Origin of the sequence: Enterococcus termitis (assembly GCF_001730305.1) — a bacterium.
Classification (GTDB): domain Bacteria; phylum Bacillota; class Bacilli; order Lactobacillales; family Enterococcaceae; genus Enterococcus_L; species Enterococcus_L termitis.
This window is the reverse complement of sequence record NZ_MIJY01000002.1, coordinates 67,470-80,608: the sequence shown is the minus strand read 5'-3', so window position 1 is coordinate 80,608 and position 13,139 is coordinate 67,470. Positions and strand designations below refer to the sequence as shown.

The following is a 13,139-nucleotide window of genomic DNA, read 5'->3' as shown; positions in this document are numbered from 1 at the left end:
CTTTATTTTTGCTAAAAAAAGAAGTTATTGGTTCTTATTTCCCAATAACTTCATTCATTTCAATACTTAATCCACTCTTTTTAAATTGATTCGTTTCACTTCTTCCAAGTCAACTTTAGCCTCACGTTGCGTCGTCAGTAGACCGTTCACTTCCTGCTCCACATCCGTCAGCTGCGTATAACAAAAACCACTGATATAAGGCATATCCTGGATCACTTGATGAATCGCTTCAAACCGCTTTAAGAATTCTTTTTCATCTTTCACAGTATTTCCATAGCCCCAGCCCTCATCAGAATTGAACGCAATCCCACCAAATTCAGAAATAATAACAGGCTGCCCTTGATAGTTGAAGCCATCTGCAAAGGCAAAAAAATCTTTGTTGAACTGCTTCGTTGCCTTGCTATTTGGGACAGTTTGTTCTGGTAAAATAGCTGATACATCGTGATATCGGTCAAAAAAGGCTTCACTATTTTCTTCATAGTCGTGCAATGTAATGATATCTGAAACAGTATGCTGCCAGCCATCATTTGTGATCACAGGTCGGTCAGAATCAATTGCTTTTGTTAAATAATAGATTCCCTCTGTAAAACGCTGCTGTTCTTTTACACGTCCAATATTTTTAATTCCCCATGATTCATTGAATGGAACCCAGGTAATGATTGAGGGATGGTTATAATTTTGTTTAACGATCTCTAGCCACTCGTCTGTAAATTTCCTTATTGCTGTATCATTGAATATATAGGTAGAAGGCATTTCTGACCAAACCAATACCCCCTTAGAATCGCACAAATAAAGAAACCGCTCATCTTCGATTTTTTGATGTTTACGTAAGCCGTTGTAGCCCATTTCAAGAATTCTATCGATGTCCAATTCTAATTTTTCAACTGATGGAGGAGTCAAACCAGATTCCTCCCAATACCCTTGATCCAGAATCAATCGTTGATATAATTCAGTGTTATTAAGCAGAACTCGACCATGTTCAATCGAAATTTTTCGCATGCCAAAATAAGAAGTTACTTCATCGATCAACTGCTGATTCTCATCGTATAATTTAAAAACAATATCATATAAATGCGGCGTTTCTGGTCGCCAAACTTTCGTGCCCCAGCAGGCATCTTCTTTAACTCGCGTATCAAGAGTGATTGGCGTCATTTCATGATAAAGTAGACCTTTATATGCTTGAACTTTTTGTGATTCAAAAAACACTTCAATTTCAAGCCATAATTCCTCAGGCTCTGGCGTTACTTTTTGATCATGCAGCTCTATTTCACAGCGTATCTGATCCTCATCCAGCTGCGGTGTCATTTTTACATGACCCAAACGCTGAGCGTTCGCTTGTTCTAGCCAAACACTTTTCCAAATCCCCGTAGTCTGAACATACCAACAGCCAAAATTATCTTTTAACCAACGCTGTTTCCCTCTAGGCTGTTCACACGCTAAGGAATCTTCGACACGAACAACAACTTCATTATCAGCAGCCGTGAGATACGTAGAAATATCAAAGTAAAAACGCTCGTATCCACCGCTATGTTCGCCAACCATTTGCCCATTGACCCAGACTTTGGCTTGATAGTCTACTCCTTCAAAATAAAGCACCCAATTTTCTTGATTCTCAAGTTCAAGCTTTTTTCGATACCAAACGATCGAGTGATGCGTTGAATCAGCAATTCCACTCATTTTCGTTTCATACGTATAGGGTACAATAATTTTTTCACTCTCTGGAAAGTGATTGTGCCATTGCTCGTCCAAGCCACTATCACTATCATCAAAACTAAAGTCCCATTCTCCATCTAAAGATAGCCAATTTTTCCGGATAAATTGAGGTCTTGGGTGGATTTTTCTTAATTCTTGCATAACTTACTTCCTTTCATCCTATACAATTATATAGACGATCAGCAACGTTCAACGAGCTTACGTATTTGCTTAAATTCGTTCTGGAAAAAACTGATCGTTGATCTTCTTGATTTCTGACAAATCACACTTTGGTTTGCGATCATACCCTAAAAGCCCGTTGATTTCTTGCTCAACATCAGTCAGTTGCGTATAACAAAAGCCCCAAAGTCCCTTAGATGCATAAATAGCTGCCATGATTCGGCGGTATTCTTCAATAAATTCCTCTGAGGATTCTACAGAGGTGTAGCCCCACCCTTTTTGTTCAGAAATACGATAACCGATTCCGCCAAATTCGGTTAATAATATCGGCTCTCCTTGATGTTGGTATCCCTTCGCATAAATTGCCCATTTCCCAGCAGGATACATGAGTAAATTTTGTTTTGTTGCTAATGTTTCTTTATACCATTCATATTTTTTGGTTTCCTCTTTCGAGCCATGATTATAATTGTGGATCGCACAGATATCTGAAATAGTCATTTCCCAGCCATCATTTGAAATCACTAATCTGGTTTTGTCTAATGCATGAAGCAAATGATACAGCCCTTCGGAAAAATGCTGCTGCTGTTGATCATGATGAATCTCCGGTACGCCCCAGCTTTCGTTAAGCGGAACCCATGTAATGATCGATGGATGGTTGTAATCACGACTAATGATTTCTAGCCATTCTTTTGTTAAACGTTCTGCTGCTTTTTCTGTATAGCTCGGAGCGGAAGCACATTCTCCCCATACGATAAAACCCAAGACATCAGCCCAATAGAGAAATCGTGGATCAGATGTTTTTTGATGTTTTCGGCAGCCGTTGAAGCCCATTTCTTTTGCCAACAAAATATCTTTTTTGTAATCTTCATCTGTTGGAGCTGTTAATAGTCCTTTTTCCCAATAGCCTTGATCAAGAACTAATTTTTGATAATACGGTTGATTATTTAAAAAGGTCATTCCTGATTCCGTATGGATTTTTCTCATTCCAAAATAGCTGGTCACTTGATCGATGATTTGTTCATTCTTACTCAATGTTAGCTCTACATCGAAGAGATTGGGTTCTTCTGGACTCCAGGTCCAGCCTTTATCATGAAAATTACTTCTGAAAATTCGATTTTGATAAACATCTAAACCAACTCGACTGGTTTTAGTCATGACTTTCATCGTTTCATCAAGGAGCAACAGCCCTTTATAGCTGATTTTATAATGCAAAAATAGATTATCGACTAAATCAGAGATATTCATTAAAAAATCGACAATACCTCGGTCTAGATCTGGTGTGAAGGTCACACTTTCAATAAATGTTTGATCGACGATTTCCAGCCAGACTGTTTGCCAAATACCTGTTGAATTTGTATACCAAATCCCGCGTGATTCAGTTTCCCAAAATTGTTTGCCTCTCGGAATCGTTTCATCTTCATGCGGATCCCAAACTCGGACTGTCACTATTTGGCCTTGTGCTGTAAGCGCCTCCGTAATATCAAAGGAAAATGAAGTATGTCCGCCCTCATGACGTCCGACAAACTGCTGATTGATATAGACCTCTGCTTCATAATCCACTGCGCCAAAATGTAGAAGCACTCGTTGATTTTCTTCTAAAGAAGCTAACTCAAACTCTTTTTGGTACCAGACACATTCATGAATAGTTCGGTCATTGATTCCGCTTAATTCAGTTTGATAAACAAAAGGAACTTGGATTTCTTTCGTGAAGTTTTTTTCACTCAAATACCATCTTTGTTTTTTACCAACATTGTGATCATCATATGCAAATCGCCATGTACCATTCAAATTTTGCCACTGCTCTCTTACAAACTGTGGTCTTGGGTATTCTTTTCTCATCATCAACTGCACTCAACTTTCTTTTAAATCAGCCGGTTGTAAGCTCTTGGTGCCGCCGAATTCCTTTATTTTTCGATAGTAAAATAACTGCCGCGCTCATTCCTAACACAACACTCAACAGATCCATTGAAAAATAAGAAAAGATACTTAAGGCGATCAACCAGATACCAACTTTTTGATTCATTTGATTATCTTTGATATATCTTTTTGCAACTACTAAATTAAACAAACCACAGCCGATCAGCAACGTTCCAAACATTGCGATAAAAATAAATATATTGCCAAACGCTGCATCGATCGCTTTCGCGTGTTCATTTGATAGATTAGTAACTCCGCTTAATTGATTTCTTTTATACATGCTGTATAAGAGAATGGTGATCACACCATCGATCACTTGCCAGCAGCCTAACAACCTAACCAAGATTCGTTCTGTTTTTCGACTCATTATCCTTTCACTCCTGCTGATAATGACATAGATTCTAAGAAATACTTCTGGGCAAATAAATACAAGACAAATGTCGGTATGATTGCAACTAATGCTCCGGCCATCAATAAGGTCGGCTGCGCTTGATACATTCCTTGAAGAAGTTGCAGCCCTGGGGTGATTGGCATTTTATCTATATCATTAAAAACGATCGACGGCCATAAAAAATCATTCCATGATCCTGTAAATGAGAATAGTGCCACGACCAACAACACTGGTTTCATCAATGGTAAAATAACTTTCAAAAAGATAGAGAACTCACCTGCTCCATCAATTCGTGCTGCTTCATCGAATTCTTTGGGAATATTATCCATGAATTGTTTCACTAAGAAAATATTAAACACACCGGCTGCTCCAGGTACGATCATGGCCAACGGTGAATTGACCCAGCCAAAAATATCGATGATTTTATATAGCGGAATCAAATTTACAACACTTGGAAACATCATAGTTGCCATCAAAAATGAAAACAGCACATTCTTTCCTTTAAAATTCAGCCGGCTATACGAAAAGGCCGATAATGAAACGACAATTAAAACAAGTAACGTGTGACTGACCGAGATAAGCAATGAATTCATAAACCACCGTACTAAAGGAGTACTAGAATTATCAAAGAGCAACTCTGTATAATTACTCATTACCCATTCAATAGGTAAAAATCTAAATCCAGCAGTCATTAATTCCATTTCAGATTTAAAAGATGTAACCACACCCCATAAAATCGGTATCAGCCAGATAATAGCCATCAAGAGTAAAAAGAGTAATGATAAAACTTTTGAGCTTAAAACTTTTTTCTTTTTCATATGAAAGCTCCTAATCTTTTTTATTTAAAATCTTAAATTGAAGAGCTGCCACGATCATAATACAGATCCCCAGAAGAACAGCCATTGCTGATGCAATCCCAGCAATCGATTGGCCAGAGCCAAACGCATTTTGCTGAATATACATCAACAGTACCCGGGTTGAATTATTCGGTCCGCCAGCTGTCAGCATCAGCGGTTGTCCATAAACATTAAACTGAGCAATCGTTGTCATAACTACTGTATAAAGAATTTGACCTTTGATGCTAGGCAAGGTGATTTTAAAAAATTTCTGAACCGAGGTTGCACCATCAATATCTGCAGCTTCATAAAAATCTTTTGAAATTCCGTTCAAAGCCGCCTGATAAATCACCATATTTCCACCAATCGTCCACCAAACTGTCACCACAACTAAAGTAATCCAAGCATAAGGCTGTGTTCCCAGCCAAACCGTATCTACATTGAATATATTATTAACTGGTCCATACGTTACATTAAAAATCAGTGTCCAAATAATCACTACTGCCGAAATCGCAAACAGAGAAGGCAAATAAAAAATAGATTGGAATAATTTACCTAATTTAGGTTTCGCATTTAAAGCTGCTGCAATCAGCAACGGGACCATGATACAAAACGGGACTGAAAAGAGCACAAATAAAAATGTATTCTTGAAGCCATTATGAAATTGGGTATAGAATGTCGAGTCTTGATTAAGTAATAGCTCCTTATAGTTATCTAAACCAACAAATGTTGGCGCATTCACTAAATCCCAATTTGTTAACGAAATATAAATTCCGAATAATACTGGAATCAAAAAGAAAATCGCAAATATCAACAAATGAGGTGCTAAAAAAAGCCAAGGTAAAAATTTTCGTTCCTTCTTGCTTGTTTTTCCTTTTAACCGGATAGCAGACTGCATAAAAATGACTCCTTTTCTATAATCTTACATACAAAGGCTAAGACAAAAGATCTTTCAATTCACATACAGTTCGTGCATTCAGCTTTTATCTCAGCCTTTGATTTTTATCGATTCACATCAACACAGCATTTACTTGCCCGAGTCATCTTTAGCGATTTTATCTGAAATTTCTTTTTGCATATCTTTCATCGTATCTGCAACGGGTACTTTGCCAAAAATCGTATCAAAACCATGTGCATCTAAGTATTCAGAAACATAGCCATTGTATTTGTAGTCGAAAATCTTTAATGTTTCCTGCTCTTCTTTTGTTTTTAAGAATAAAGATTGCGGCATTTCCATATATTCTGAATCCTCTAAAAGACTTAGGGTTGCAGGATTTTGTCCAGCTTTTGCCCATTCCAGAGAATTATCACGTAGCCAGTCGATAAAGTTTCCGATCCCTTTTTCTTTATCTTCACTTCTGTCTTTAGAATTAAACATCACAAATTGATGCGAGGATGCCCAATTGATTGTTTTTGAAAGGTCGTTACTTAATTGAGGCGAATTGGTCAAGCCCCACTCGAATGTAGCGTTTTTGATATTATTTTGGATCCAAATACCTTCTGGGAAAAAGAGTAATTTTTCACTTAAAAACAATTGTGTTGGATCTTCACCGTCTTGTGTAGTTACACCTTTTTCATACATGTTATTCCACATATCAAACGCTTGCTTTCCTTCTGTAATATCTAACGTTGGTGCTGTCCCATCACTTGTCAGTTCCCCGCCGTATTGTGCCATCAAGGATAAATAATTGGGTTTTACCCAAGTAACTGCAATTCCACGAACATCATCAGCTTTCGCTTTTTCACCAGCAGCGATTATCTCATCATAAGTTAAAATATCATCATCTAGAGCATCTGGAGCATATTTTTTCAATAAATCCTTATTATAATAGGTTCCCCAACTATGGATATCTAAAGGTAAACTATAGCGCTCACCATCGATCTCTCCTAAATTCCAAGCTTCTGCCACATAATTTTCAGCCTTGATGTCTGGAAATTCCTGCAAAACTCCATCATAAGTTTTTAGCATTCCATTATCTTTAAACTGTTTGATTCGTTCCGCATGAACAATCGTTAAATCTGGGATATTCTTTCCAGAATTCACAACAGTCGGGATTTTTGCGTATAAATCAGTTTCTTTAAGTGACACATTTTTTATCTTAAATTCTGGATTCGTCTTATTGTACTCATCAATCATTTTTTTCATGTTTGAGCCATCCGCACCCGTGAACGGATTCCAAAATGTGATCTCTTTTGCACCACTGGCTCCATCTCCTTTAGAACCGCCGCAACCAGCAAGCAATAATCCTCCTAATAAAGCTATCGATACTCCCAAAATCAATTTTCTTCTCACGCTTTTCCTCACCTTTCTTTAACTAATAGATATAACAAAAAAAATAATGATTAACAATTAAGTTAAATAAAAACAAAAACGTTAACTCGATAATAAAATACCACTTAAAGAAAGCGTTGTCAACACTATTAAAACAATATTTCCTATGATTTACATTGAAGTTAAACAAGAGATATGGTACACTATATAAAACAAACGTTTATTTAACTAAAAAGTAAAATAAATAATCGAGGAGGTTCTTTATGGAGTTGGATATCAGTAAACATTCATTAAAGGTCTACGAAGCACTCGCCAGCGAAACCCGCTTAACAATGATTCAATTGATTGGGAAAAAGAAGATGAACATGAGTCAATTGGCAGAAAAAATGGGCTTAAGTAATGCCATTATCACACGCCATATTCAAAAATTAGAACAAGCAGGTATTGTTAAATCAGAGAGAATACCAGGAAAATCAGGTGTGCAAAAAATGATTTTTTTGAGTATCGACGATATTCATATTCGTTTTCCTGAACAGATTTATCATGCGTATAAACTTCACACAACCGATTTAAAAATTGGTCATTTCACTGATTTTGAGATCAAGCCCACCTGCGGACTTGCTACTGCCACAGCGATTGTTGGTAAGGCAGATGAACCGAAATATTTTATGGATAGTCACCGTGTGGATGCTTCTTTGCTTTGGTTTTCTGAAGGGTTTGTGGAATACAAAGTACCCAATTTACTTCAAGAACATCAAATTCCCGAACTTTTGGATATCAGCTTTGAAGTCTCTTCTGAATTTCCTTTGTCCAATAATATTTGGCCTAGTGATATTTCGATTTATATCAATGATCAAAAAGTCGCTGTTTATACAGTTCCAGGTAATTTTTCAGATACTAGAGGAAACTATACACCTGACTGGTGGGATGATCATTTCAGTCAGTATGGTTTGTTAAAACACCTACGGATCAACAGCTTAGACACTGGTATTGACGGAGAAAAGCATTCTGATATCACAATCAAGGATCTAGATTTGGAAAATAATCCTTTTATCAAATTACGGTTTGAAATTGAACAAGATGCAGCTAATAAAGGGGGGATTACTTTGTTTGGTGAAAACTTTGGAAATCATAAGCAAAATATTCTTTTAAACCTTTATTATTCTGATTCTGTTTTATAACTGGAAAAATTGAAGCATTTATTTCTATCCATTGGATTTTTTCTCACTTTTGGTTCATAATAGAGGTGTGTAAAAGTTATGAAAGGAGAATACGTATGAAAAAATTCATTTCAGGTATGCTTGTCGGAACTGCCGTAACATGTGCCGCAGTTGTCGGTCTTGCTACAACAATCAAAAAGACGGTTATCGATCCGATTGAAGAAAAAGAAGATATGATTGAGGAAAACCGTAAAAAAGCAATGCGCAAACGCATTTCACGTTAAAAAGAAAAGCGGAATGAAGCGTTTTGATCTCAAAAGATATGATCGACACTTTCTTCGAAAGTCTCGTACTTTTCAACATCAGCTCATTTCACTTACTTACAAAGCAAAAAATCAGCAGATCATTATTTTGATCTGCTGATTTTTGCTATTATTTATGATAGATTTCTTGAAAAATGTGCCATTGCTCCTTTGACTTCTTCCAATTTCTCAGGCTTAACTAAAGGTAAAACTTTTGCTTGTAGTTCATTAAAATCAGCCAGCGTCATTTTTCGGCTTTGCTGATCAGCAAAGCTTTGCATAAGTAATTTTTTTGCCTCGTCTTGTTTTTCTGGCAAGGTATTATCTAAGAAAAATCCTAAAAATTTCTGTTGTCCACTGTGCATAAAAACTCTCTCTTTCATTTTCAAGTAACTATCGTTTGCTTAGTGAATCAAAATGATTAAAGATTGTTTCAGCTATTAGATCTGCTTCTCTTAAATTCCACGGATCCGTTCCAGGTCTAGCCGTTGCAGCTGTCAGCCAGTGAACGCCTTCTGTTGGAATTCCGTAACAGAACAAGCCTGCTATCATTTTACCGTTTTTTCCGATCAACTGATTGGTTTTTCGTTCTACTAACAGCGCTCCTGTTTGATAGACCTCACCAGAAGCTAGTCTTAGTTGATGAATCGTTGCCAGCTCATCATTCAAAAGCTGCTGTACCAACGGATTTAAACTCAGCTGATTCGTTGTGGATGACAAACGCGCTTCGATTAGAAAATGGGCCGCATATTCTTTTTTCTGTCTCTGTGAAAAAGCAATGAACTTCTCATTTTGTGCTTTAATTTCCATCACATCAGATAAAATCGTTACAACCCCAGCTTCGATCAATGCCTCTAACTCAGCGATTCTTTCAAGCGGTGGACCGATCGATAAAAATGCATTCAACGGTGTAAACCAATCTAAAAGCCAGCTTTTATACTCATCATCCGTAAAAAGATCATGATCCAGCATAAATCGTACTTCATCCCGTAAATCTTTCAAACTATCTAAAGCAGCCGCAAATGGACCAAACAAATTTCCTTTTTTAGCAGTTTCAAAATCCCACGATAGATAGTCCAGCAAAAATGTTTGAAAAGACTCTTCAGATTTCACCAATCGCTTCGGCTGTTCAACAACTGTCCAATCCCAGTATGCCTCTTCTTTTATACCAAATTTTTTCAAGACAGCTGCTGCTCCTTTTGCTCTCGTAAACTCTTCTGTAAATTTCTTTAAATTCGCATGAGGGTATTGTTCCTTGAGCAATGTAGAATAATATGCAAATTCAACTTCTTTCTTTAGTAAAAAAAAGAATTGTTCTGCAGATAGATTATTTTTACGTTTAAAACGATTCAAACTTTTTTCTTTTAAAAAACGTGGCTGGTATTCTTCTCCATAGCCTTTTTGATTTAAACCTCTGGCATGATGAGGAACCCCTCGTCTTGATCCTGCAATAATTTTTGGCTCTTTACCAGAAGGATGGTACACTAACTTACCTGCCTTTTCCTCATAAAATCCGCCACGATCACTGGTTAGTAATGTGAGGTAATCAAAAAAGGCCAATCCTAACCCTCTAATAATCAAAGGTTCTCCTTCTTTAATCGCTTCTGTAGGAGCATCTGCAGCATTTTTGGGAGAAGAATAATATAGACGATGTTCACTGGCATAAGCAGCTAAGGTTTTCGTTTCCCCAGTCAATTCATTTTCTTGGTGTCCCAAAGCTAAGATGACCTGATCAGCTGTCGTTTCCACAGCTCTTGTGTACACCTGAAAGAAATCCGCTTCGCTTCTTACCGCACGCACAGTATCTTTGAAAAACTTTACGGATGTCTGCTCCGTCATTCTTGTTTGTACATGGTGGTAAAACCATTGTTGATATACACCATAAAGTGCGCGGGAGCAGTGATCATTTGGACCTAATTGCTCACACTCTTCAATGAAAGCTGTACTATTTTCAATATTTTTGTCTCTGATGAAGGAAATGGCTTCTTCTTTTATCCATTCGTACAGATTCGGTCCTTTAGCAACAGGTCCATTCGTACTTAGTGTTTCATCTGTAAATAACGTAACATGGGATACAACAGAATTCATCAATAATGATAGTGGTTGATCAATTCGCCAAACTTTTCCGCCGGGACCATAAGGATCAAACATAGTAATCTGCACCACTTGTTCATCTCTCGACCACTCAATAATACGCTCTAACGCTGAAAGCCCTCGCGGACCACCGCCAACAATTGCAATTTTCATTTCTTCTCCCTCCTTTCAATATGCCTTGTCTATCTTAATCCTATTTATCTTCTAATACTTTTTTCAGCACAACCGCATTGTTATGTACAGGATCTTTTGCTCCATATACCAGCGTAATGATGGAATGTTCCTTGATGACTTGTTCCAGCTTGTGTAAAGCAAGCTGGGCTTCACCACTTTGCAATTCTGCTCGATACTTCTCCTCAAATTCTGGAAACTTATCTGCTTCGTGATTGAACCATTTTCTTAGCTCTTTGCTGGGTGCAATATCTTTCAACCATAAATCAAGCTGTTCTTTTTCTTTCGACATTCCTCTAGGCCACAATCGATCGATCAGGATTCGATAGCTGTCTTTCTTTTCTACCGAAGCGTACGCTCGTTTTAATTGAATCATGCCAAACACCTCTTCTTTATTTTATCGTAATTACAAAAAAAAGAAATGATTATGATTATTGGCTAAATAAAAAAAACACAGAGAAACAAACGCCGTTCTGAAAGAGAGTCACCGTTTGCTGCTTCTGTGTTTTTATTTATCACATATTTTTCTTTTTCGTTTTTCCAGACCAGCCTTCATAGCCGCCTTTTAGGATATAAAGATCAGTGTAGCCATTTTTACGTAATTGATTCGCTGTACGAATACTCAATGATTTCTTTTGATCATAAATATAAACAGGCTGATCTTTACGGATCGAATTCAAGGTTGTCTTGATCGTTGTATACGGCATACTGCGAGCACCAAGAATATGGCCTGCATCAAAAGAATCTTTTTCGCGGACATCAATGATCTGTGCTTTTCTCATGCCCTCTTTGAACTCTTCTTCGGTGATTGTTTTGGCAGAACGTTTCGCCATAATTCGAAGATACAGTTCATTAGCTCCCATTGCTAATAAAATCGTTAATAAAACAATATTGATAATCCATAAAACATTCATTCCAAAATCCCTCTCCTACTGTTTCTCCATAAATTGTAATGCTAAAGAAGCCGCTCCGATAACTCCAGCTTCGTTTCCTAATTCAGCTAGTTTGACCTGTGTACTATTACGAACTTCCGGGAACGTAAACTCTTCGAAATAAGCTTGAACACGACTGCGTAAGAACTCTCCTGCCGCAGAAACACCACCGCCGATAACAATGCTCGATGGATTCAAGGTATTTCCGACATTGCCAACTGCTAAGCCTAGGAAGTAACACACACGGTCAACAACCATCAAACCAAACGGATCCTCTGCCTGTGCATACTCAAAAATATCTTTACTAGAAACATCCTGACCATCATCGATTGCTTGCTTCAATTGAGAATCCCCTGCATATTCTTCAGACATATGACGGGCAACTCGAACAACACCAGTTGCACTGGATACTGTTTCTAAACAACCGCGTTTTCCACAGGTACATTCAAACCCTCCTGGATCAACTGTTACATGACCGATCTCCCCAGCACAACCGTTCACACCATGTAAAAGATTGCCCTCTGCGATGATTCCTCCGCCTACTCCTGTGCCGAGCGTAATAAAAACAACATCAGGATTATTTTCTCCGGCACCTTTCCAGCGTTCACCTAGTGCCGCTACATTGGCATCGTTGTCTAAAACAAATGGAATGCCTGTTGCTTCTTCGATTTGATCTTTTACTTTTTGTTTTTTCGTCCAGTTAAGGTTATATGCCCCAACAACTGTTCCTTTTTTAATATCTACGCTGCCGGGAGTCCCCATACCGATCCCTACGAAATCTTCATGTTTCATTCCGTAAAGCGAGATACGATGGTTGATCGATGCAATAATATCTGGAACAATATGACTGCCTTCTTCTTGAATATTGGTCTCAATGCTCCATTTTTGCTGGATCTCTCCATCTACAGTTAAAATCGCAAACTTAATCGTTGTTCCGCCTAAATCAATCCCTATCAGTTTCTTATCCATTTACTCGGTTCCTTTCTCAGTTGCTCTGCTTTCTTCAATCCGATGCTCTCTTTGCAACACACTTCTTGCGTGAAGATAGGTGTCTTTGTCGATCAGGTGACTCTCATAAATATTTTTCAGCTCGATCATCATCAGCTCGATATCGTAGATTCTTGCACCTACATAAATGTAAATACCGAATTGTTTAAATAACTGCTGCACATCATATAACGTTTCCATTTAC

The 13,139-nt window shown here is 37.7% G+C and carries 14 protein-coding genes; 2 read left to right on the top strand and 12 right to left on the bottom strand.

The genetic code is table 11. The features are described 5' to 3' along the window. Nucleotides 1-66 precede the first annotated feature (66 nt). The 6 genes from BCR25_RS03400 to BCR25_RS03375 form a co-directional block, all read right to left on the bottom strand. Entirely contained in the window at nucleotides 67-1,854 is a 1,788-nt protein-coding gene (locus tag BCR25_RS03400; protein WP_069662215.1) for a glycoside hydrolase family 2 protein, read from the bottom strand. Between the two features lie 69 nt (nucleotides 1,855-1,923). Next, nucleotides 1,924-3,714: a glycoside hydrolase family 2 protein gene (locus BCR25_RS03395; RefSeq protein WP_069662214.1), complete on the bottom strand. Its 1,791-nt coding sequence runs from the start codon at nucleotides 3,712-3,714 to the stop codon at nucleotides 1,924-1,926. Nucleotides 3,715-3,739: 25 nt separating this feature from the next. Beyond that, on the bottom strand, nucleotides 3,740-4,156 hold the full coding sequence (locus BCR25_RS03390; RefSeq protein WP_069662213.1) for a hypothetical protein: 417 nt from the start codon (nucleotides 4,154-4,156) through the stop codon (nucleotides 3,740-3,742). Then, the gene (locus tag BCR25_RS03385) at nucleotides 4,156-4,998 is read right to left on the bottom strand and encodes a carbohydrate ABC transporter permease (RefSeq protein WP_069662212.1); all 843 of its coding nucleotides are present in this window, start codon (nucleotides 4,996-4,998) and stop codon (nucleotides 4,156-4,158) included. The genes BCR25_RS03390 and BCR25_RS03385 overlap by 1 nt, the downstream gene beginning before the upstream one ends. 10 nt (nucleotides 4,999-5,008) lie before the next feature. Further along, complete coding sequence (locus BCR25_RS03380) at nucleotides 5,009-5,914, bottom strand: carbohydrate ABC transporter permease (protein WP_069662211.1); 906 nt, start codon at nucleotides 5,912-5,914, stop codon at nucleotides 5,009-5,011. Nucleotides 5,915-6,043: 129 nt separating this feature from the next. After that, nucleotides 6,044-7,309 (bottom strand): extracellular solute-binding protein, encoded by a 1,266-nt coding sequence (locus tag BCR25_RS03375; RefSeq protein ID WP_069662210.1) that lies wholly within the window; start codon nucleotides 7,307-7,309, stop codon nucleotides 6,044-6,046. Between the two features lie 242 nt (nucleotides 7,310-7,551). Between BCR25_RS03375 and BCR25_RS03370 the strand changes: the two genes are divergently transcribed. Further along, on the top strand, nucleotides 7,552-8,469 hold the full coding sequence (locus BCR25_RS03370; RefSeq protein ID WP_069662209.1) for an ArsR/SmtB family transcription factor: 918 nt from the start codon (nucleotides 7,552-7,554) through the stop codon (nucleotides 8,467-8,469). Between the two features lie 95 nt (nucleotides 8,470-8,564). After that, on the top strand, nucleotides 8,565-8,732 hold the full coding sequence (locus BCR25_RS03365; protein ID WP_069662208.1) for a DUF3042 family protein: 168 nt from the start codon (nucleotides 8,565-8,567) through the stop codon (nucleotides 8,730-8,732). Between the two features lie 152 nt (nucleotides 8,733-8,884). Here BCR25_RS03365 and BCR25_RS03360 read toward each other — a convergent pair whose 3' ends face one another. The 6 genes from BCR25_RS03360 to BCR25_RS03335 all read right to left on the bottom strand — a co-directional run bounded on the left by BCR25_RS03360 (nucleotide 8,885) and on the right by BCR25_RS03335 (nucleotide 13,135). Beyond that, nucleotides 8,885-9,115 carry a hypothetical protein gene (locus tag BCR25_RS03360; protein WP_069662207.1) on the bottom strand — a complete coding sequence of 77 codons (231 nt, stop codon included), beginning with the start codon at nucleotides 9,113-9,115 and terminating at the stop codon, nucleotides 8,885-8,887. Nucleotides 9,116-9,143: 28 nt separating this feature from the next. After that, nucleotides 9,144-10,997 (bottom strand): FAD/NAD(P)-binding protein, encoded by a 1,854-nt coding sequence (locus tag BCR25_RS03355; RefSeq protein WP_069662206.1) that lies wholly within the window; start codon nucleotides 10,995-10,997, stop codon nucleotides 9,144-9,146. Nucleotides 10,998-11,037: 40 nt separating this feature from the next. Beyond that, nucleotides 11,038-11,391, bottom strand: coding sequence for a DUF488 domain-containing protein (locus BCR25_RS03350; RefSeq protein WP_069662205.1), 354 nt, complete (start codon nucleotides 11,389-11,391; stop codon nucleotides 11,038-11,040). A gap of 139 nt (nucleotides 11,392-11,530) precedes the next feature. After that, nucleotides 11,531-11,929 carry a rhodanese-like domain-containing protein gene (locus tag BCR25_RS03345; protein ID WP_069662204.1) on the bottom strand — a complete coding sequence of 133 codons (399 nt, stop codon included), beginning with the start codon at nucleotides 11,927-11,929 and terminating at the stop codon, nucleotides 11,531-11,533. A 15-nt stretch (nucleotides 11,930-11,944) separates the two neighbouring features. Beyond that, nucleotides 11,945-12,916 (bottom strand): ROK family glucokinase, encoded by a 972-nt coding sequence (locus tag BCR25_RS03340; RefSeq protein ID WP_069662203.1) that lies wholly within the window; start codon nucleotides 12,914-12,916, stop codon nucleotides 11,945-11,947. Continuing rightward, entirely contained in the window at nucleotides 12,917-13,135 is a 219-nt protein-coding gene (locus BCR25_RS03335; RefSeq protein ID WP_069662202.1) for a YqgQ family protein, read from the bottom strand. Nucleotides 13,136-13,139 lie beyond the last annotated feature (4 nt).